Source organism: Pseudarthrobacter sulfonivorans, from assembly GCF_001484605.1.
Taxonomy (GTDB): domain Bacteria; phylum Actinomycetota; class Actinomycetes; order Actinomycetales; family Micrococcaceae; genus Arthrobacter; species Arthrobacter sulfonivorans_A.
Window position 1 is genome coordinate 1,361,390 of the sequence record NZ_CP013747.1, and the last position, 21,258, is coordinate 1,382,647.

A 21,258-nucleotide genomic window follows, 5' to 3' on the forward strand; every position below is an offset into this window, starting at 1 on the left:
GGAGCGTCCATGGCCCCGCACTCGCTGGACGCAAGAACGCCCGACGCCGGCCGGCGTCGGGCGTTTTTGTGTCACCTTGGGGTGCGGCGTCACCTTAGACAGACACGCCTGAGCGCTGCTTGAACAGGTGCTCGAGCTCCTCCAGGGATTTATCCTTGGTCTCCGGAACGACGCGCTTGACCCAGACAATGGCACACAGCTGCAGTGCCACGAAGATGAAGAACGTCGCCGAAACCCCGATCCACGAGACCATCTGCGGGAAGAAGAACCCGATCAGGAAGTTGATCATCCAAAGCACAAAGACGCAGATGCCCATCGCGATGCCGCGGACGTGCATGGGGAAGATCTCGGACATGGTGAGCCAGGTGACAGTGCCGATGCAGCCCTGCATGGAAGCCAGGAATGTCACCATGAACAGCAGCACTAGGTAGCCGCGCAACGTGCTCTCCGGCAGGAGCATGGAGACGAGCGCGATGGCCGTCAGGGACGACGCCGTGCCGCACAGTCCCACGATCAGCATGGGCTTGCGGGGCACCCGCGTCATCAGATACATGCCAACGACGACGGCCGCCACCGACGTGACGCCGTTGAGGACGTTGGCGATCAAGGCGCCCTGGTCGCCGAATCCGGACGAGGAAAGGATGGACGTCCCGTAGTACATGATGGCGTTGACGCCGCTGATCTGGTTGATGATCGCCATGCCCAGGCCCACCACGAAGATCCTGCGGATCCACGGAACGGTGAGATCCTTGAACGTGCCCATCCTGGCCTGGTAATCCTCCCGGGCTGCCTGCCGCACCTCGTCGAACTCCGCGGAGACGTCGCCGGCGGCGCGGGTGGAGCGCAGCACCTCAAGGACGGCCCCGAAGCGGCCGGCCGACGCCAGCCAGCGCGGGCTCTCCGGCAGGACCAGCATGCCGAACCACAGGACCACGGCCGGGAGCGTGGCGATAACCAGCATCCAGCGCCACACGTGCGTTTCTTCGGGGAAAGCGTTGCCGAGTACTGCATTGAAGGTGAAGGCCAGGAACTGGCCGGTGACGATCATCAGCTCGTTTTGGGTGACGATGCGGCCGCGTTGGGCCGCCGGGGACATTTCCGCGAGGTACACGGGGACAATCACGGAGGCGCCGCCCACGGCCAGGCCCAGGAATGTCCGGGCCGCGATGAGCATCTCCGTGTTCGGCGAGACGGTGCAGGCGATGGTGGCCATGACGAAGATCAGGGCCAGTCCCATGATGGTCTTACGCCGGCCGAAGCGGTCCGAGAGCCGGCCTGCGCTGATGGCGCCGAAGGCCGCGCCGAACAGGAGCGTGGACGTGACCAGCCCTTCGGTGAGCGGCGTCAGTCCGAGGTCCCGCTGCATAAACGGCAAGGCGCCGTTGATGACGCCGGTGTCGTAGCCGAACAGGAGCCCGCCGAACGTGGAGAAGAGCGCCACCTTCCGCATGAACTTCTTCGGATTTGCCGGTTTGGCCGGGTTGTTCGGCTTGGTGGTGCCGGGCGCGTCGGATTGGACTGTGCCGGGATTCGTCATGGTTCCGTTGCTTTGGTCCGTCTTCCCCACCACTACTTGGCCTGAGCGACGTAGTTGCGCATTGTCTCCAGCTGGTAGCGGGACACGTCCTCGGCGTTGTCGTCTTCGGCGAAGACACTGGACACCATGACGGTGTTGTCCTTGTCCAGGAAGCCGATTTCCTTGAGCCCGCCGAAGAACTCGTCCCAGTTCACGTCGCCGTCGCCGATCTTCAGGTGCTGGTGCACCCGCACGGCGTTTCCGGGCGGATTCGTGATGTAGCGCAGGCCGTGGGAGGCGTGGTGGTCCATGGTGTCCGAGACGTGGACCAGGCGCAGCTTGTCCCCCGCTGCCCGCATGATTTCAAGGGGCTTGTTGCCCATGTGGAACGAGTGCGAGGCAACGTAGACCATGCCGATGTTGGGCGAGTTGATGCCACGGATGACGCGGATGGCGGCCAGGCCGTCTTCGACGAAGTCGTCCGGGTGGGGGTCGATCAGGACATCCAGGCCTTCACGCTCGATGATCGGCAGCAGCTCTTCCATGGAGCGGTAGAAGGCGCGCTCGGATTCTTCGGCCTTTTCGGGGCGGCCGCTGAATTCGGTGTTCATGGTGCTGACGCCAAGGTCCACGGCAATTTGGATGGCGCGCTTCCAGTAGCGGACCGCTGCCTCGCGGGCATCCTCGTCCGGACCCGACCAGCGCAGCACGGGAAGCACCGACGCGATTTCGACGCCGGCATCCTTGCAGGCCTTGTTCATCTGGGCCACAAGCTCATCGTCGGCTTTGGGGTGGTTGTAAAACGGGATCATGTCCGCATGCGGAGTCAGCTGCAGGTACTTGTAACCGAGATCGGCGGCCACGCGCGGAAATTCCAGCAGGCTGTGGCTGTGGTGGAACGGGGTGGGGTCCAGGGCGATTTTCATGGTCACTCCTTTGTGAATAAGTCATTGATCTAGAGTTTTTGTCCAGATAATGCGCCGAGAACGGTCTCAAAGCCGCATTATCTGGACAAAAACTACGGGAGCCGGATGGGCTGTTAGGTGTAGAGGTCCGGCTTGGCGTTCAGCTGGACCTTGACCTTTTCGCCCGACTTCTGGGCCTCGACGCCTGCCTCGCAGCAGGCTGCGGTGGCGTAGCCATCCCAGGCGGTGGGTCCGCCGATTTCGCCGCGGAGCGCAGCGTCCACCCAGGACTGGATTTCGACATCGTAGGCTGCGCCGAAACGTTCTTCGAAACCTGGGGTGACGTTGCCGCCCCAACGCCCGGCGCTGCGGGTGTACGGGCCCTTATCACCCCCGATGCTCACGATGCCTTCTTCGAAGGATGCCTGCGTGGCGACTTGGTAGCCGAACTTGGCGTTGACGTAGATCTCGACGTCGGCCAGGACGCCGGATTCGGTTTCGAGCAGTACGTGCTGCGGATCGTGCTGGCCAGCCGGTGCGTTCTTCGTGGCCTTGCCCAAGCGGACCTGGACACTGGTGATTTCTTCGCCGGTGAAGAAACGGATGGCGTCGAACTCGTGCACCACGGAGTCGTTGATGAGCATCTCGTTGGTGAAGCCGGTGGGCGTAGTGGGGTTGCGGTGCTGGTGGTGGAGCATCAGCAGCTCCCCCAGCTCGCCGTCGCGGATGACTGAGCTCAGGGCGGCGTATTCGGCGTCGAAGCGGCGCATAAAGCCCACCTGGATGCGCTTGTGTCCCAGCGCCGTTTCGGCCTGGACAACTTTCCACGCACTTTCGGCGTCAGGGGTGAGCGGCTTTTCGCAGAGGATCGGGAAACCCTTCTCGAGCGCCTTGTACAGGATTTCCTCGTGGAGGAAGCCCGGCGTGGCAATCAGCACGGCGTTGACGTCCCCGTTGTTGAGCGCCTCGTCGGCGCTGGCAAGCGCCACGGCACCGTCGATGCCTTCGATGGCGGCCTGGGCACGGGAGAGGTCAACGTCGACGACGGCGGCCACTTCGGCGCCGTGGATGCGCGTGCTGAGGCGCTTGATGTGGTCCGCACCCATGCGGCCTGCGCCGATGACGGCAACGCGGAGAATGTCAGTCATTGTTCTGTCCTTAGTATCGGGTGCTAGGTATCGGGGGTCAGCTGACAGTGGTGCGGGAGCCGCAGGACAGCAGGTAGTTGCGGGTTCGCTTGGCGATGGGCATCGGCACGTCGAAGGACACCGGGTACATGTCCTGTTCGACGATGCCGAAGATCGGCCGGTTGAGCCCCTCCACCGCCTCGATGACGGCGCGCAGGTCCGGGAGACCGTTCGGCGGCTCTGTCATAACGCCGGCCAGGTTTGCGGCTGCCCAAGTCATGTTTTCGTCGTTGACCTTCTTCAGGATGTCCGGGTTGATCTGCTTCAGGTGCAGGTAGCCGATGCGGTCCGGGTAGTTCTTGATCAGCTCAAGGCTGGACGCTCCGCAGTACTCGGCGTGGCCGGTGTCCAGGCACAGATTCAGGTATTCGGGGTCCGTTGAGGCCAGCAGGGTCTCGATGTCCTGCTGCGCGCCAACGTGCGAATCGGCGTGTGAGTGGAACTGCTGCTTCAGGCCGAAGTCCTCCAGCAGGACTTTGCCCATGCGGTTGTGGCCGGCGAAGAGGTCAGCCCACTGTTCCTGTGAGAGCTCGCCGCTCTCCACTGCCTCACCGGTGACATCGTCGCGCCACATGGCGGGAATGACCACAATGTGCTCGCCGCCCATGGCTGCCGTCAGTTCGGCCACCTTGCGGGCCGGCTCCCAGGCTTCGTCGTATTGCTTGGCGCCGCGGTGGAATGCCGTGAAGACCGTCCCTGCGGTGACCTTCAGATCGCGGGCCTTGAGCTCCTCGGCCAGCCGCGTGGGATCGTTCGGCAGGTAGCCGTAGGGGCCCAGTTCGATCCACTTGTAGCCGGATTCGGCCACTTCGTCGAGGAACCGTTCCCACGGGGTCTGCTTGGGGTCGTCGGCGAACCAGACGCCCCAGGAGTCCGGCGCGGTGCCGATGATGAGTTTGTTCTCTTTGTCTGTCATGACAGCGTTGTCTTTTCTGTGTTGTCGGGCCGGTAGGGTCGGGCGTGGGTCAGTCCCGCCGTCCGCGCCCTTCGGAAGCATCGTCGGCCCGTCCAGGGACGGCGTCCTCTCCTACGGCCAGCTCGTCAGGGAGTCCCTCCGCGATTCCATCGTGCCGGACTTGGTGGCTGTCGTCGGCGTGGGAGGGAAAGTTGTAGGAGGCGCCGGAGGCGTGGCTGGCTTCAGGCCAGCGTGACGTGATGACTTTGCCGCGGGTGTAGAAGGAGACGCCTTCGGGGCCGTAGATGTGCTTGTCGCCGAAGAGTGAGGCTTTCCAGCCGCCGAAGGAGTGGTAGGCGACCGGTACGGGCAGGGGCACGTTGATGCCGATCATGCCGACGGTGACGGAGCGCTGGAATTTGCGGGCGTTGGCGCCGGAGGAGGTGAAGATGGCGGTGCCGTTGCCGTAGGGGTTGGCGTTGATCAGGGCGATGCCTGCGTCCAGGTCCTCCACCCGGACCACGACGAGGACCGGTCCGAAGATTTCCTCCGTGTAGGCGGTCATTTCGGTCTTGACGTGGTCCAGGACGGTGGGGCCGACCCAGAAGCCTTCCTCGTGGCCGGGGACCACCAGGTCGCGGCCGTCCACCACCATCGCCGCTCCCGCGGCTTCGGCTTCGGTGACGATCCGGACGATGCGTTCCTTGGAGGCCGGGGTGATGACCGGGCCCATTTCGGCGTCGGGAGCGGTGCCGTTGTTGACCTTGACGGCGAGCGCGCGCTCCTCGACCTTTTTCACGATCAGGTCTGCGGCGTCACCGACGGCGACGGCGACGGAGATGGCCATGCAGCGTTCCCCGGCGGAACCGAAGGCGGCGGCGGCGAGGTGGTCAGCTGCGTTGTCGAGGTCGGCGTCAGGCATCACGATGGCGTGGTTCTTCGCGCCGCCCAGGGCCTGAACGCGCTTGCCGTGCTTGATGGCGGTCTCGTGGACGTACTGGGCGATCGGGGTGGAACCCACGAAGGAGATGCCGTCCACGTCCGGGTGGGTCAGGAGCCCCTCCACGGTTTCCTTGTCGCCGTGCAGGACCTGGAACACGCCGTCGGGCAGGCCTGCCTGCTTCCACAGCTTGGCCAGCAGCATCGACGCGGAGGGGTCCCGCTCGGAGGGCTTGAGGATGAAGGCATTGCCGGTGGCGATGGCCATCGGCGCCATCCACAGCGGCACCATGACCGGGAAGTTGAACGGGGTGATGCCGGCGACGACGCCCAGGGGCTCGCGGAACGAGAAGACGTCGATGCCGGTGGAGACCTGGTCGGAGTAGTCGCCCTTGAGCAGTTGCGGGATGCCGCAGGCGAACTCGATGACCTCCAGGCCGCGGCCGATCTCGCCCTTGGCGTCGGAGAGGACCTTGCCGTGTTCGGCGGTGATCAGCTCGGCGAGCTCGCCAACATGGGACGCGACGAGCTCGCGGAACTTGAACAAGACGGCGGTGCGCTTGGCCAGGGAGATGTCACCCCAGCTGTCGGCGGCGGCACGGGCAGCGGCAACAGTGGCATCGAGGTCCGCCCGGTTGGCCAACCGCAGCTCGCCGGAGACGGCGCCCGTGGCCGGGTTGTAGACCGGCTGGGTGCGGGTGCCAACGCCGGCGGTCTCTGCCCCGTTGATGAAGTGGTTGATGGTGGTGGTGACGGTCGTCGTTGACATGGTGTTGGACTTCCTTTGGTCTGTGGGGGTCTAACCGAGCAGTTTGCGCTGGCGGTTCTTGTGGTCGGTATAGGTCTTGAAGGCCTGCTGCGTGGAGTCGAGGTCCGAGACCTGGGAGACGGGAACGTCCCACCAGGACTCGGAGCTGGGCGCGTCCAGCAGCGGATCGGATTCGACGTGGATCAGGATGGGCCCGCTGCGTTCAGGCGCGGCCTTGGCGTCCCGGATGGCCTGCTCGAGTTCGGCGATGACCTTCTCCCCCGGTTCGATCCGGATCACCTTCACGCCGAGGCTTTCGGCGTTCAGGGCCAAGTCCACCGGCAGGGTCTCGCCTTCGTCGAAGCTGTGCTGCTCCTCGTTCAGCGCCCGGTACTGGGTGCCGAACCGCTGCGAACCCAGCATCTCGGACAGGGATCCAATGGAGGCGTAGCCGTGGTTCTGGATCAGGACCACAATCAGCTTGATCCGTTCGGCGACGGCGGTCACCAGTTCGGTGTGCATCATCAGGTAGGAACCGTCCCCCACCATGACCACAACGTCGCGCTGCGCCCCGCCGCGCGCGGCCTCTGCCAGCGCTGCACGCTTGACGCCTAGCCCGCCGGGGATTTCGTAGCCCATGCAGGAGTACGCGTATTCCACGTGGTAGCCGAAGGGGTCCCGGACGCGCCACATCTTGTGCAGGTCCCCGGGCAGGGAACCCGCGGCGCAGATGACGACGTCGGCCGCGTCCATGGCCCGGGACGTGGCGCCGATGATCTCGTTCTGGGCCGGCAGCGGGGTGAAGCGGGTGTCGAAGGCTTCGTCGACGGTGGCGTCCCAGCGCTTCTTCTCAGCGGCGATCGTCGCTTCGAGATCCGCGCCGATACGGTAGCCGCCCATGGCCTGGTTCAGCTTGACCAGGGCCTTGCGGGCATCGGCGACGATCGGCAGGGAGGTGCCGTGCTTGTACGCGTCGATGGGGGCGACGTTGATGTTGATGAACCGCACGTCCGGGTTCTGGAACGCGGTCCGCGAGGCGGTGGTGAAGTCCTCATAGCGGGTACCGATGCCGATGATCACGTCCGCCTCGGCAGCGATGGCGTTCGCCGCCGTCGTCCCTGTGGAGCCGATCGCACCGAGCGAGAACTTGTGGTCCCACGGCAGGACGCCGACTCCGGCCTGGGTGTTGCCCACCGGGATGCCCGTCAACTCAGCAAATGCTGCGAGTTCCTCGTTGGCGTAGGCGTACAGGACACCGCCACCGGCGATGATCAGCGGGCGCTTCGCGGCACGGATGGCCTCGGCGGCGCGGCGGATGTCCTCGTCGTCGGCCTCGGGGCGGCGGATGCGCCACTCGCGTTCGGCCAGGAACTCCTCAGGCACGTCGAAGGCCTCGGCCTGGACATCCTGCGGCAGCGAGATGGTGACGGCACCGGTCTCGGCCGGATCCGTCAGGACGCGCAGGCCGTGGTGGAACGCCGAGAACAGCTGCTCCGGGCGGGAGACCCGGTCAAAGAACTTGGACAGCGGCCGGAACGCGTCGTTGACGGTGATGTCGTAGGCGTAGGGCTGCTCGAGCTGCTGCAGGACCGGGTCCGCGGCGCGGGTGGCAAAGGTGTCGCTGGGCAGCAGCAGCACGGGCAGCCGGTTGGTGGTGGCCAATGCGGCTCCGGTGAGGAGGTTCGAGGATCCCGGACCGATGGAGGTGCTGATGGCAAACGTCTGGCGGCGGCGTGTGTGCCGGGCGTAGCCCACGGCCTGGTGCACCTGGGCCTGCTCGTTGCGGCCCTGGTAGTACGGCATGATGGACGGGTCCGCGGCCTGGTACTGCTTCAGGGCCTGTCCGACGCCGGCAACGTTCCCGTGCCCGAAGATGCCGAACGTCCCCGGAATCAGCCGCTCCCGGTAGTCCTCGGTGCCGATGCGGTCCACCGTGTACTGCTTGGAAAGGTACTCGACGACGGCCTGCGCGACTGTCATTCTGCGTGTTGCTGTTCCTGTACTCATTGAGACGTTACTCCGATACTTTCGCTGATGACTGCAGCACCGGCGTCTTGAGCAGCGAGGCGGCGGTGGCGACGGCCCCGGCCACATCGCCGTCGGCCGGGTACAGCAACGTCCGCCCCACGGTGAGGCCCTGGACGCCGGGCAGGGCCAGGGCCGCCTGCCAGCTGGCGAAGACCTCGTCCTGGGTGCCTTCCGGGTCCCCGCCGAGGAGCACGGTGGGCAGCGTGGTGGCCGCCATGACGCGTTCCATCTCGGCCACCACGGGCAGCTTCATCCAGGTGTAGGCGCTCGTGGAGCCCAGGCCCTGGGCGATCGCGATGGACTTGATGACCCCGTCCGGGCTGAGGTCGTTGCGGACCTTGCCGTTCTGCCAGACCGAGAGGAACGGTTCCACCATGGCGATCAGCTTGCGTGCGGCGAGGGAGTCGACGGCCCGAGCCGTGGCTTCCAGTGCGGAGGCGGTGTCCGGGTCGCCGAGGCAGATGCGGGTCAGCATCTTCCCGCCGTCGGCGCCCAGGGCTTCCAGGGCTGCAGCCGTATGGCCGGTGAAACGGTCATCGATTTCGTTGACGAGCCCGGCCAGGCCACCGCGGTTCATCGAGCCGAAGACCAGCTTGCCTTCCAGGGCCCCCAGCAGGAGCAGGTCATCCATAATGTCCGGGGACGCCAGGACACCGTCCACGGCGGGATTTGCCAAGGCGATCTGCAAGCGGTCCAACAAATCGCGGCGGTCCGCCATGGCCACCGGATCGTTTCCCACGGAGAGGGCTCCGCGGGCCGGGTGGTCGGCGGCAACGATGAAGTTCTGCACACCATACTTCAACCCCGGGTGGCGGCGACGCGTGGTTGCCGCGCGGGCAACGGCATCGGGGTCTTCGAGCCGGAGGGCGCTCAGGTGCTGGTAGCGGCGGGGATCATCGTTGGCGCTCAAGACGCTGCTCCTTCGGAAACTGTGGTGTGGGACGGGCGTGAGGCGGCGGCACCGGCCAGGGCGGGTACCAGGCGGCCGCGTTCGGCCAGCAGCGAGGTGACTTCCTCCGGCGTGGGCATGGCGTCGGCGCAGGAAAGACGGGAGGCCACAATGGCGCCGGCGGCGTTGGCGTAATCGAGGACCTGGGCCAGCGGCCAGCCGGACAGCAGTCCGTGGCAGAAGGCTCCACCAAACGAGTCGCCGGCACCGAGGCCGTTGAGGGTTTCCACCGGGACCGGCGCGGAGACAACGCGTTCGGTGCGGGTCTTTGCCATCACGCCTTCCGGCCCAAGCTTGACGACGGCGATCTCGACGCCGGCGGCCAGCAGCCGGTCGGCCTGTTCGTCAGGGGTTCCTTCGCCCACGGCGACGGCGCATTCCTTGTCGTTGCCGATAGCCACCGTGACGTGCGGCAGGATCTTTGCAACCTCGGCCCGGGCTTCCTCTTCGGAAGCCCAGAACATGGGCCGGTAGTCCAGGTCCAGGATGGTGTACTGGCCTTCCTTGAGACCGGTCCGGGGACGGGCAGCATGGGCGGCCAGGTGAGCCTCGCGGCTGGGCTCCTGGCACAAACCAGTCACCGTCGACCAGAAGATCCCGGCCTCGCGGATGGCTACCAGGTCCAGCTCCGCGGCCTTGATCTGCAGGTCAGGCGCCGTGGGGAAACGCCCATAGAAGTAGAGCGGAAAATCATCCGGCGGCATGATGGCGCAGAACGTCACCGCGGTGGGCCATTCCTTCACCGGCGTAACGAATGTATCGTCCACGTTGAACTTGCGCAGTTCACGGTGGAGGTATTTCCCGAAGGCGTCGTCGCCGGTGCGCGTGATCACGCCTGCATTGCGGCCATGCCGCGCCGCGGCCACGGCCACATTGGATGGGGAACCTCCGAGGTACTTTCCGAAGGACGTGACATCCTCCAGATCCACCCCGATGTCGTTCGGGTAGATATCAACACTGATGCGCCCGATCGTGAGCAGTTCGTGGGTCACGGTAATCGCGGACCTTTCTGGTTTGAGCTCCATACCCTGTACGGCAAGAGCTAGAGCTCGGGTTCCTGGCCGGGCCCCCGTGAGCGGGGCCACAACCACTACCTTGCCCTAGAATCATTGTCCTGTCAAAGGTTTGTACTGACATATTTACAACCTGCATTAGACGCCAAATTGACGCCCTCCCGATTACTTCCGGGGGACCGCCAGCTCGCCCGTGACATACTGCGCCCGCCCGAAGCCGAACGACCAGTCACCGGCCGCATTCTCGACATATCCGATAAACACGTCCTCACCGGCAATATCAAGTTCCGCCAGCCGGTCGGCGATCGCCGCAAAGAGGGATTGCTTGGCCGCCTGGCTCCGGCCGCCCTGGGTAAAGATCTGGATCATCACCACATCGGGGGTGCGCTCGAAGCCGAGCCCTGCATCCTGGGCGAAAATCTGGCCCTGCGGGTGCTCCGTGAGAACGTGGAAGTAGTCGCGCTCCGGGATGGCATACTCTGCGAGGATGGCATCATGGATGCCCCGGCTCAAGCGCTGCAACTGTTCGGCGCTGCGCCCTTGATTAACATCGATTCGTACCAGCGGCATTTTTCATCTCCCTGAAGTTTGTCCTGACATACTAACAAACTTCCGAGAGGATCGGCAAGGAAAATCCCAGGTAGCCCTTCCGCCCCGGCGAGGCCGGGGGTATGGTTAAACAACCATATAGTTGATCAATGATTTAGTTGATTAATGATCCAGAAAGGACTGCACCACGATGAACCCCGACGACGGCACCCTGGACTCGGCCTTTATGGCCCTGGCCGACCCCGTCCGGCGGCGGATCATTGCCCGGCTCAGCCGCGGGCAGGCCACAGTTAACGAATTGGCGGAACCCTTCGCGATCACCAAACAGGCGGTCTCGAAGCACATCCAGGTCCTCGAGCAGGCAGGGCTCGTCACCCGCAGCAGGGATGCCCAGCGCCGGCCCGTCCACCTGAATCCCGCACGGCTGGAGGCTCTCACAGCGTGGATCGACCAGTACCGGCTGGTCCGCGAAGAGCAGTTCCGCAGCCTGGACGCCGTGCTCAGATCCAATGCCGCGAACGGCGGCAACCACCTAAAGGAATCATCATGAGCAATCCACTGAACCTCACCATTCCTGAAGGACTCCCCTTCATCGACTACGACCGCGAATTCGACTTCCCGGTGGCGGACGTCTTCCGCGCGCACAAGGACCCGGACCTCATCGTCCAGTGGCTCGGCCCGCGTGGCATGAAGATGGAAATCAACCACTTCGATTTCCGGACCGGCGGCAGCTACAGCTACCTGCACACCGGGCCAGACGGCGTCGCCTACGAATTCAGCGGCGTCTATCACACCGTCCGCGAGAACGAATTCGCCATCCAGACCTTCGAATTCGGCGGCTACCCCGACGTGGTCAGCATCGAGTTCCTCACCTTCGAGGATCTCGGCGACGGCCGGTCCCGCGTCCGGGGCCACTCCGTCTACCCCACCCAGGAGGCCCGCGACGGCATGGCGCAGTCCGGCATGGAGGGCGGCATGTCCGAGGGCTACGAGCGGCTCGACGAACTGCTCAGCGGCGCCAAGGTCTAGAACAGCCTTAAACAAGTACGACGGCGGCCGGTTACCTTTCCCGGAGAAGGTAACCGGCCGCCGTCGTACTGGTGGTCGAGCCCGTCGAGACCCGTCGCTGCGCCGGTGGTCGAGCCTGTCGAGACCCGAGCGTGGACTTTCCTAGCCGTTGAACTCCGCCGGGTGCGGACCGGTGCGGCCGTCGCGCTCCAGGCCGTCGATGACAGAGAGTTCGTCGGCCGTCAGGTCGAGGCCGAACACGTCCAGGTTCTCCCGGATCCGCTGCGGGGTGACGGACTTGGGGATGATGATCCGGCCCCGCTGCAGGTGCCAGCGCAGAATGGCCTGCGCGGGACTCACACCATGCCGTGCCGCGATGTCCACCACGGCCGGATCCGCCAGCACGGCACCCTGCGCGAGCGGGCTCCAAGCCTCCGTGGCGATCCCGTGTGCGGCATTGAAGTCTGCAATGTCCCGCTGCTGCAGGGCCGGGTGCAGTTCAATCTGATTGATGGCCGGGACCGTGCCGCCCAGATCGATGACCTTCTGCAGGTGCTCGGGGAGGAAGTTGGAGACGCCGATGGCCCTGGCCTTTCCGCTGGCCAGCAGGTGCTCCAGCGCCCGCCAGGACTCGAGGTACAAGCCGGTTGCCGGCGCCGGCCAGTGGATGAGGTAGAGGTCCAGGTAGTCCAGTCCCAGCTTGTCCAGGCTGGCATCGAACGCGGCCAGCGTGGCGTCGTAGCCGAGGTCGGCCACCCACAGTTTGGACGTAATGAACAGCTCTTCGCGGTCGATGCCGGACTCGGCGATGGCACGTCCGGTACCCGCCTCATTGCCGTAGATGGCGGCGGTGTCGATGCTCCGGTAGCCGGCTGCAAGGGCGTGGCTGACCGCGGCGGTGGTGTCGCCGTCGGACACCTGGAAGACGCCGAACCCCAGCTGCGGCATCCGCACGCCGTTGTTGAGGGTGATCTCGGGGATGGACGTGGTGATGGGGGTGGAAGTCATGGCTTCTCCTGTTGCGGGTTGAAGTGGGTATTGAAGGCTAGTGAAGGACGGCTACGGGTTCGGCGGCCACTCGTCCGTCGGCGTCGGCGGATGCCTGCCGGACGGCCCGCTTGGCTCCGGCGGCGGCGATGATCATCACCACGAGCCCCAGCAGGGTGATGCCGGCGCCGGCCCAGATGGGCGAGGTGTAGCCGAGTCCGGCGGTGATGGTCACTCCCCCGAGCCAGGCGCCGAGGGCGTTGCCCACGTTGAAGGCACCGATGTTGGCGCCGGAGGCGAGGGTCGGGGCGCTGGAGGCGTACTTCATCACGCGCATCTGCAGTCCCGGCACGGTGGCGAAGCCGAAGCCGCCCATCAGGACGATGGAGGCAACGGTGAGCACCTGGTTGCCGGCGGTCAGGGCAAAGCCGACGAGCACCACCACCAGCACGGAGAGCACCACAACGAGCGTGCGGTCCACGTTGCGATCCGCCGCCTTGCCGCCGATGGTGTTGCCGATAAAGAGGCCTACACCGAAGACGATCAGCAGCCACGGGACGGTGGAGGCCGCGAAGCCGGAGACCTCGGTGAGCGTGAAGGCGATGTAGGTGAAGGCGCCGAACATCCCGCCGTAGCCGAGGATGGTGACCAGGATGGAGAGCCACACCTGGCCGGAGCGGAAGGCGCGCAGTTCGCTGCGCAGGGTTCCGGGCGTGGTGTCGCCATGGCCGGTCTTCGGAACGAGCGCCAGGATTCCCGCCAGGGCGATGACTCCGATAACGGTGATGGCCCAGAACGTCGAGCGCCAGCCTGCGGCCTGCCCCAGCATGGTGCCGAACGGCACGCCCAGGACGTTGGCTGCGGTGAGCCCGGTGAACATGATGGCGATGGCGCCGGCCTTTTTGGTGGGGGCAACCATGTCCGCGGCCACCACGGCTCCGATCCCGAAGAAGGCACCGTGCGCCAGGGCGGCGATGATCCGGCCGACCATCATCATCCCGTAATCGGGAGCGATGGCGGAGACCAGGTTGCCGGCGATGAACAGCACCAGCAGGACGGCGAGGACGGGCTTGCGTTCGAAGCGGGTCACCGCCGCCGTCAGCACCAATGCGCCGACCACGACGGCGAGGGCGTAGCCGGAGATCAGCCAGCCTGCCGTGGCCTCGCTGACCTGGAAGTCGGCGGCAACCTCGGGCAGCAGGCCCATGATCACGAACTCGGTGAGTCCGATGCCGAACCCGCCGAGGGCGAGGGCTATCAGGCCAATGGGCATGGGGATGCTCCTTTGAAAACTGTACGGAATGAGATAGGACGCGTAAGCTAGTAGTTGCAGACGCGTTATTTATTGTTGCACAAGCAGATACACCGCGCAAGCAACTATTATCGATTGTGCTCCGCCTCACGCCGCCAGGCGTCCGGAGCACCCGCGAGAGGAAAGACAGATGGGCATCAAGGACGACGCCGTGGAGGTCCGGGCACAGGGTTGGCGCACGCTCGCGGCGCTGCACGGCCTGATCGAGGGGGAGCTGGAACGCTCCCTCCAGGCCGAATCACAGCTTTCAGTGGTGGAGTACACCGTGCTGGACGCGCTCAGCCGGCAGGACGGCTGGCACATGCGCATGCAGCAGCTCGCCCGCGCCACCGCGCTCAGCGCCAGCGCCACCACCCGCCTGGTCAACAGGCTTGAGGACCGCGCCCTGCTGACCCGCATCCTCTGCGCGGACGACCGCCGCGGCATCTACACCGAGCTCACGCCCAGCGGCATCGCACTGCTGGAGGAAACCCGGCCCGTCCATGACGCCACGCTGGAGCGCGCGCTGGCGGAGGCCCAGGAGATTCCCGAGCTGGCCGCGCTGGTGGACGCACTCCCCCGGCTCCACGCGAACGCCTAGCCACAGCCCATCCAGGGGGTGGCTACAAGTACGACGACGGACGGTCACCTTCCCGGGGAAGGTGACCGTCCGTCGTCGGACAGCTCACAAAACCGCCTTGGCTAAAGGGCTGCGGCGTCCCCCGCAATGATGGCTGCCAGCTCCGGCGGCAAACCCTTGCCGGCGGAGGCGCTGGCATAGGCGGCCACATCCTGCCAGCGATCACGGTCCACGTTCTTCATCAAGTGGTCCCGCACGTTACTGTCGACGCCGTCAGTGACCAGCAGTGTATACAGCCCGGCCTTGCTCGCCTGCACGGTGAACGTCAGGGATGCCGTGGCCTCGCCGCCGGGGCCCGTGGCCTTGGCAGTCAGGGTGTGCTCCCCCAGGGCCAGGCTGGTGACCCTTTTCTGGTCGCCCTCAGCAATGGGCTGGCCGTCCAGCTGGATGGACACGTGGTCCGCATTCGAGGTTTCGACGGCGGGAGCCACAGTGTCCGCGCGGCCAAGCACGCCGCCGTCCAGGTTCCCGGCGAAGCGTACGGTGGGCGCGGCCGGTGTGGGTGCTGTGCCAATAGCGCTTTGGAAGCCCACCAGGGCCCCGGCCCGGTTGGTGATGATGCCGTCAACGCCGGCGTCGGTCATGTCCTTCCACTGCCGGGGATTGTCCACGGTGTAAGGCATCACGGCGATGCCCGCATCGTGGAGTTCCTTGATAGCCGCCGGACGGGCAGCAAGCGCGGACCAGCTGGGGTTGTAAGTCACGGCTCCGAACTGCTTGGCCGCCGCCGCAACGTCCGTGTCCAAGGCGCCGCGGAGCAGTCCCAGCCGCAGCGAAGGTTCGTAGTCGCGTGCGTACTGCAGAACGTTTGTGTCAAAGCTCTGCAGGATGGTCTGGTTCAGCATGCCCCGTTCCTTCAGCATCTCGACGGTCCGCTGCACTTCCTCGCGCGTCTCCGGGCCCTTCACCTCCAGGAGCAGGCCCGTTCCTTCGGTGTCAGTCTGGTCCAGGAATTCCGCCAAGGTGGGCACCTTGGCCCCGGCGTAGGCGGGTGCAAACCAGGAGCCTGCCTCAAGTCCGGCGATGTAGTCGGCGGTGAGGGTGGAGACGTCGCCCGTTCCGGCAGTGACGCGGTCAACCGTGTTGTCGTGGATGACTACCGGCACCCCGTCTTTGGACGTGTTGACGTCCATTTCGATCCAGTCGGCGCCAGCCCGGCCGCCGGAGAGGAGCGCCTGCAGCGTATTCTCCGGAATGACCGAGGAGAGGCCGCGGTGGGCGATCACGGCGGGCTGCTGCCCTGGCTTGACCAGGAGGGATTCCGTGGCGGGAAGTTCGGTGACCTTAATATCGTCATATGAGACGGTGGCTCCGTTGGCCACCAGGCCAAGAATGCCGTTGTCCGTTCTGATCAGTCGGTTGGTCTCCATCATTTCCTGACCGTTGAAGTACCAGACGGCGTTCCTGCCGCGAACCTCGACCGCCACCCGCACATCGTTTCCGGTTCCTGCGTCCGACGGCGCGGAGCCAGTCTCGGTCACGTTCCAGCCGTTAGCGGCCGTCCGTTCGGCAAACTCCAGGCCGTTTGTTGCCTTGGTGCCGGAGCGCATGGTCGCAATCCAGAACGGGACACCGCCGTCGGGCCTCATGTCCAGGGCGAGGGCAGACCAGCGGGCCGCGTTGAGGACGTTTTCAAACCGGACGGTCGCTTCGAACCGGTAGTTGGGCAGGTGGGGGCCGAAGGTCACCCGTGAGAGCTGGCTGGACGATGTGCTGGTTCCATACAGGCGCCCGTTTTCCACCTTCCACGCGCCGTCCACGGCGGTGAATCCCTCGGGGAGCCCCGGGCCGGAAAAGTCCTGGCTGTAGGCGGGCTCCGGTTCAGCTGCGGGCAACACTGTGCCAGGAGAAACTTGTGGGGCGGATGCGTGGGCAGCGGGCAAGGGCAGCAGGACGGCGGCCAGCAGCGCTGCTGCGACCAGGCCGGTGCGTCTCCGTTGATGTATGTTCACCCGAAAGACGCTAGGCGCGTCTCATAGCAGCCAGGAATATCCGCAGTGAACGGCCCGTGAACCCGGCGGTACAAGCTCTGGGCCACTGCCGGGGGCGGGCAGCTACTTAACCAAGAACGCGGGGTCACTCCGTGCCCGATCCAACCTCTGGAACGGGCAGGGAGTGACCCCGCGTTGCTCTTACAGAACTACTAGAGCGTTGCGAACACTTCGCGCAGCAGCTTGGCGGTCTCGGACGGCGTCTTGCCGACCTTCACGCCTGCAGCCTCGAGGGCTTCCTTCTTGGCCTGAGCGGTTCCGGCGGAACCGGAGACGATGGCGCCGGCGTGGCCCATGGTCTTGCCTTCGGGAGCGGTGAAGCCGGCAACGTAGCCAACAACCGGCTTGGTGACGTGTGCCTTGATGTAGTCGGCAGCACGCTCTTCAGCGTCGCCACCGATTTCGCCGATCATCACGATCGCCTTGGTCTCGGGGTCAGCCTCGAACGCGGCCAGGGCGTCGATGTGCGTGGTGCCGATGACGGGGTCGCCGCCGATGCCGATGGCGGTGGAGAAGCCGAGGTCGCGCAGCTCGTACATCATCTGGTAGGTCAGGGTTCCGGACTTGGAAACCAGGCCGATGGGGCCCTTGCCCGTGATGTTGGCCGGCGTGATGCCAACCAGCGCTTCGCCCGGCGTGATGATGCCGGGGCAGTTCGGGCCGATGATGCGGGTGACCTGCTTGCCGTCGGCGTCAACCGTGGACTGGGCCAGTGCCCAGAACTCGGCGGAATCCTGGACCGGCACGCCTTCGGTGATGACAACGACCAGGCCGATGCCTGCCTCGATGGCCTCAACCACGGCGTTCTTGGTGAATGCCGGCGGGACGAAGACGATTGAGACGTCGGCGCCGGTTTCGGCCATGGCTTCCTTGACGGTGCCAAAAACGGTGATCTCGGTGTCGCCGTGCAGGACCGTGGTGCCGGCCTTACGGGCGTTGACGCCACCAACAATGTTGGTGCCGGCCTTCAGCATCAGGGCGGTGTGCTTGGTGCCTTCGCCGCCGGTGATGCCCTGGACGATGACCTTGGAGTCCTTGTTCAGATAGATAGACATGGTGCGTCCCTTACTTAGCTGCGTTGGCGAGCTCGGCGGCCTTGTCGGCGCCCTCGTCCATGGTGGCGGCCAGGGTAACCAGCGGGTGGTTGGCCTCGGCCAGGATGCGGCGGCCTTCCTCAACGTTGTTGCCGTCGAGGCGGACTACCAGCGGCTTGTTCGCGGAGTGGCCCAGCTCGGCCAGCGCACCAACGATGCCCTTGGCGACGGCGTCACACGCGGTGATGCCACCGAAGACGTTCACGAACACGGACTTGACCTGCGGGTCACCCAGGATGACGTCGAGGCCGGCGGCCATGACCTCGGCGGAAGCTCCACCGCCGATGTCCAGGAAGTTGGCGGGCTTGACGTTGCCGTGGTTTTCACCGGCGTAGGCAACAACGTCCAGGGTGGACATGACCAGGCCTGCACCGTTGCCGATGATGCCCACTTCACCGTCCAGCTTGACGTAGTTCAGGTCCTGCGCCTTGGCCTTGGCCTCGAGCGGATCTGCAGCGTCCTTGTCTTCAAGGAGGGCGTGCTTGGCGTGGCGGAAGTCGGCGTTCTCGTCGAGCGAGACCTTGCCGTCCAGTGCCACGATGTCGCCCGCGCCGGTCTTGACCAGCGGATTGACCTCAACGAGGGTGGCGTCTTCCTTCTTGAAGACGTCCCAGAGCTTGAGGATCACGGCGGCGACTTTGCCGCGCAGTTCCTCATCGAAGCCTGCAGCTGCAACGATTTCGTCAGCCTTGGCCTGGTCGATGCCCACAGCGGGGTCGATGGCGATCTTGGCGAGCGCCTCAGGGCGTTCGACGGCGAGCTGTTCGATTTCCATGCCGCCTTCTACCGAGCACATGGCCAGGTAGTTGCGGTTGGCCCGGTCCAGCAGCACGGAGAAGTAGTACTCCTCAGCAATGTCGGCACCCTGGGCAATCATCACCTTGTTGACGGTGTGGCCCTTGATGTCCATGCCCAGGATGTTGGTGGAGTGCTCAAACGCCTCATCGGCGGTTTTGGCAACCTTGACGCCGCCAGCCTTACCGCGGCCACCGGCCTTAACCTGGGCCTTAACGACAGTTACGCCGCCGATTTTCTCGGCAGCTGCCTTTGCTTCTTCTGGGGTGTACGCCACGATGCCGGCAAGCACGGGTACACCGTGCGCCTCGAACATATCGCGCGCCTGGTATTCAAACAGGTCCACGGTTTAGTGTCCTTCTACGTCGAAGTAGTTTCTGTACAGTCGGGCACCGCCGAAGACGATGACCGGGCTGCGGATTGCCTGCACCTGCGACCAGTCCGGAAACGGGCCCCACAGCGCAATGCTCCATTCGGAACTCTAGCCCTCTCAGAGGACCGGCCCGTTCCACACTACCGCTTATGTGAGTAACGACACTATTCTATGGAGCGTAGAAAAACGCCTAGATTACGGGGTTTTTGAGGCCTCCGCGGGTGCCGGGGAGGCAGTTGCAGCTGCCTTGGAAATAAGTTCGTAGCGGTCCCGGGCCACAAAGAATCCGACGCCGGCCGAGACGTTTCCGCACGCCACGCCGCCGTTATGGGCCGAACAGCGCAGCCCGTTCCGTTCCAGGTTCTGGCCCTCGGCGAGGACCGCCAGTTCGGTCAGCGGGCCGCTTTTATTTCCTTTGGGTCCGTAGGCTGCCTCCATTTGTGTGACGCCGGAACGGCACTCCCCATACGTTGCCTTGTCCGGGCTGAGCAGCGCCGCTCCGCCCAGATAGCCCAGGCCGGTGCCGGCGCAGTCGTCCTTGATGTCGCCCGCGGCAGGCTTGGGGTAACCGGCAAGCTCGCAATGCGCCACCGGGACGGTGGCGAGCTTGTTGTTGGCCGCATCACTGAAGCTGTTCGACTCATACGGGAGGTTGAGGTGTTCCCCACGGGCCGATGTCAGGGAGCACACAATGTTCCGGTCCTCCGTGATGAAGGACAGGACATCCCCGCTGGCCTTGAACGCGGCGGGGTCGGCCAGCGCTGCCTGTTCCAGTTGTTCCATGGCCGGCAGCGGCGGCGGAGCCACATAGCCCGGGTCCTCGGTGGTGATGCTGCACGCAGTGCCTGCCAGCAGGAAGAAGGCGGCCAGGATCCCCAATACAGTCCGTCGCATGGCCTCCATTATGCCCCGGCAACGGTCTCAGGCCGTCGGGCGCGTCCCGGCGGCCTCGACGACGGCGGCAGCAGCTTCGGCGGGATCCTCACGGTCGAACTGCTCCTGCATCGTCCGGGCGCGGGATTTCCAGCCGGGATCCTCCAGGACCTTTCGAACTGCAGCGGCTATGTCGGCGGACTTGGGTGACTCCGTCCTGAGGTTAATGCCGACGCCGGCATTTTCCACCCGGGCGTTAACATCACTTTTGCCCTCGTTGATCCCCGAAACCACCAAGGGAACCCCCTTGGACAGGCTCAGCTGCACACCGCCAAATCCACCGTTGGTGATGAAGACATCCGTGAAGTCAAAGACCTCCGCGAAGTCCACGTAGTCCCGGACCACCACGTTGGGTTGCGCGTACCGGGCTTTCAACTCTTCGGTGCCGTGCCCGCCGGTTGCCACGATGACCAACGCATCCATATCCTTGACCGCCTCAAGCGACGGAACGATGAGTTTGTCCTGGTCCAGGTTGTCCACAGTTCCCTGGGTGACAACGAGTGTTGCGGGATAGGACCGGGGAAACCCGCCGTCCCCGTCGGACCCGGAGAAACCGGGGGCGGCCGGGCCTGGCGACCGGTATGGCAGGAGCGCACCGACGTAGTGCACTTTGGGGTTGACTCGGCGCCGCGGGAAATCGAGGGATTCCGGGCCGGTCTGGATGATGGCGTCCGAGCACCGATAGGGTTCGTCCGTCAGCCTGCCTTCCCGCGGAACAGCCTGGCCGTAGGCGGCATGCTGCCGGCGGTAGCTTTGACTGGCCGGCCGAAGGATGACCTTGTCGGACAGCAGGCCTGCCAAGCCTTGGACCGCCTTCTCCACAGGATTGCGGGGCGGCCGGAACCCGAAGAAAAGCGGCGGCACCTGCGGGTCGCTTTCCATGTTGGGGATCGCAACAAAATTCACCACCGGCTTGCCCATCAAGTGGGAGACGAGCCGGTGAATGAACATGGAACTGTCCGCCACAAGAACGTCGAAGGGATTCTGCTGCGCCACCTCGCGGATGTCCTCGAAGAAGTGGCTGACGTTGCTGGCGAAAATCTTCTCGCCGTCGAAGCCGATGGCCCGTGGGCCCTTGAGCTTGGCCCGCTCCGGATAGAGCTCATTGAGGTTGTCCGCGCGGTGCTCGATGGCCCTGCGGAAGGGGAAGTGCTGGATTCCCATGCCGCCGAGCCTGTCCGCATAGACCGGACCCGTGTACCAGGCCACCTCGTGGCCGCGGTCCTTGAGCCGCATCGCCACGCCCGTCATGGGGTTGAAATGGCCGTCAATGGCCTGGCTGGCGAACAGGATCTTCACAGTGGTGCCCCCGAATCTGCTGTGCTCAAGTTCTGCTGTGCTCAAGTGGCATGCGCTTCACCGTTCCCCGGCTACCGGATGTTTCCCGGGTACCGCGCGTTCCTGAACTGTAAGCCAG

At 65.0% G+C, this 21,258-nt stretch carries 18 protein-coding genes and 1 pseudogene; 3 read left to right on the forward strand and 16 right to left on the reverse strand.

Annotation, left to right across the window (positions count from 1 at the left end):
• Positions 1-94 precede the first annotated feature (94 nt).
• From AU252_RS05985 to AU252_RS06025, 9 genes and pseudogenes are all read right to left on the reverse strand, one after another.
• On the reverse strand, positions 95-1,537 hold the full coding sequence (locus tag AU252_RS05985; RefSeq protein ID WP_058932780.1) for a sugar porter family MFS transporter: 1,443 nt from the start codon (positions 1,535-1,537) through the stop codon (positions 95-97).
• A 32-nt stretch (positions 1,538-1,569) separates the two neighbouring features.
• On the reverse strand, positions 1,570-2,442 hold the full coding sequence (locus tag AU252_RS05990; protein WP_058929940.1) for a sugar phosphate isomerase/epimerase family protein: 873 nt from the start codon (positions 2,440-2,442) through the stop codon (positions 1,570-1,572).
• A 113-nt stretch (positions 2,443-2,555) separates the two neighbouring features.
• On the reverse strand, positions 2,556-3,569 hold the full coding sequence (locus AU252_RS05995; protein ID WP_058929941.1) for a Gfo/Idh/MocA family protein: 1,014 nt from the start codon (positions 3,567-3,569) through the stop codon (positions 2,556-2,558).
• Positions 3,570-3,606: 37 nt separating this feature from the next.
• Positions 3,607-4,524: a sugar phosphate isomerase/epimerase family protein gene (locus AU252_RS06000; RefSeq protein ID WP_058929942.1), complete on the reverse strand. Its 918-nt coding sequence runs from the start codon at positions 4,522-4,524 to the stop codon at positions 3,607-3,609.
• A gap of 178 nt (positions 4,525-4,702) precedes the next feature.
• Positions 4,703-6,211, reverse strand: a pseudogene (locus tag AU252_RS06005) (CoA-acylating methylmalonate-semialdehyde dehydrogenase); the annotation flags it as partial.
• A gap of 30 nt (positions 6,212-6,241) precedes the next feature.
• Positions 6,242-8,170: a 3D-(3,5/4)-trihydroxycyclohexane-1,2-dione acylhydrolase (decyclizing) gene (gene iolD / locus AU252_RS06010; RefSeq protein WP_058929943.1), complete on the reverse strand. Its 1,929-nt coding sequence runs from the start codon at positions 8,168-8,170 to the stop codon at positions 6,242-6,244.
• A gap of 34 nt (positions 8,171-8,204) precedes the next feature.
• Positions 8,205-9,128, reverse strand: a complete 924-nt coding sequence (locus AU252_RS06015; protein WP_058929944.1) for a Cgl0159 family (beta/alpha)8-fold protein — start codon at positions 9,126-9,128, stop codon at positions 8,205-8,207.
• Entirely contained in the window at positions 9,125-10,159 is a 1,035-nt protein-coding gene (gene iolC, locus AU252_RS06020; RefSeq protein WP_058932781.1) for a 5-dehydro-2-deoxygluconokinase, read from the reverse strand. Before iolC ends, AU252_RS06015 begins: the two co-directional genes overlap by 4 nt.
• A 186-nt stretch (positions 10,160-10,345) precedes the next feature.
• A complete protein-coding gene (locus AU252_RS06025; RefSeq protein ID WP_058929945.1) occupies positions 10,346-10,750 on the reverse strand; it encodes a tautomerase family protein in 405 nt (134 codons plus the stop codon).
• Between the two features lie 169 nt (positions 10,751-10,919).
• Here AU252_RS06025 and AU252_RS06030 point away from each other — a divergent pair, with 169 nt between their 5' ends.
• Both AU252_RS06030 and AU252_RS06035 read left to right on the forward strand, forming a co-directional pair.
• Entirely contained in the window at positions 10,920-11,279 is a 360-nt protein-coding gene (locus AU252_RS06030; protein ID WP_058929946.1) for an ArsR/SmtB family transcription factor, read from the forward strand.
• On the forward strand, positions 11,276-11,758 hold the full coding sequence (locus AU252_RS06035; protein ID WP_058929947.1) for an SRPBCC family protein: 483 nt from the start codon (positions 11,276-11,278) through the stop codon (positions 11,756-11,758). Before AU252_RS06030 ends, AU252_RS06035 begins: the two co-directional genes overlap by 4 nt.
• Before the next feature lie 141 nt (positions 11,759-11,899).
• Here AU252_RS06035 and AU252_RS06040 read toward each other — a convergent pair whose 3' ends face one another.
• Positions 11,900-12,745, reverse strand: a complete 846-nt coding sequence (locus tag AU252_RS06040) for an aldo/keto reductase (RefSeq protein WP_083510287.1) — start codon at positions 12,743-12,745, stop codon at positions 11,900-11,902.
• 37 nt (positions 12,746-12,782) lie between these two features.
• Complete coding sequence (locus tag AU252_RS06045; RefSeq protein WP_058929948.1) at positions 12,783-13,997, reverse strand: MFS transporter; 1,215 nt, start codon at positions 13,995-13,997, stop codon at positions 12,783-12,785.
• Positions 13,998-14,166: 169 nt separating this feature from the next.
• On the opposite strand from AU252_RS06045, the gene AU252_RS06050 reads away from it, so the two are divergent.
• On the forward strand, positions 14,167-14,616 hold the full coding sequence (locus AU252_RS06050; protein WP_058929949.1) for a MarR family winged helix-turn-helix transcriptional regulator: 450 nt from the start codon (positions 14,167-14,169) through the stop codon (positions 14,614-14,616).
• A 101-nt stretch (positions 14,617-14,717) separates the two neighbouring features.
• Here the strand turns inward: AU252_RS06050 and AU252_RS06055 are convergent, their stop codons facing one another.
• The 5 genes from AU252_RS06055 to AU252_RS06075 form a co-directional block, all read right to left on the reverse strand.
• Positions 14,718-16,607 (reverse strand): glycerophosphodiester phosphodiesterase family protein, encoded by a 1,890-nt coding sequence (locus AU252_RS06055; RefSeq protein ID WP_205630642.1) that lies wholly within the window; start codon positions 16,605-16,607, stop codon positions 14,718-14,720.
• Between the two features lie 191 nt (positions 16,608-16,798).
• Positions 16,799-17,701, reverse strand: coding sequence for a succinate--CoA ligase subunit alpha (gene sucD / locus AU252_RS06060; protein WP_058929951.1), 903 nt, complete (start codon positions 17,699-17,701; stop codon positions 16,799-16,801).
• Between the two features lie 10 nt (positions 17,702-17,711).
• A complete protein-coding gene (gene sucC / locus AU252_RS06065; protein WP_058929952.1) occupies positions 17,712-18,881 on the reverse strand; it encodes an ADP-forming succinate--CoA ligase subunit beta in 1,170 nt (389 codons plus the stop codon).
• A gap of 222 nt (positions 18,882-19,103) precedes the next feature.
• Positions 19,104-19,811, reverse strand: coding sequence for a hypothetical protein (locus AU252_RS06070; protein ID WP_058929953.1), 708 nt, complete (start codon positions 19,809-19,811; stop codon positions 19,104-19,106).
• An 18-nt stretch (positions 19,812-19,829) separates the two neighbouring features.
• The gene (locus AU252_RS06075; protein ID WP_058929954.1) at positions 19,830-21,185 is read right to left on the reverse strand and encodes a glycosyltransferase; all 1,356 of its coding nucleotides are present in this window, start codon (positions 21,183-21,185) and stop codon (positions 19,830-19,832) included.
• Between the last annotated feature and the right edge of the window lie 73 nt (positions 21,186-21,258).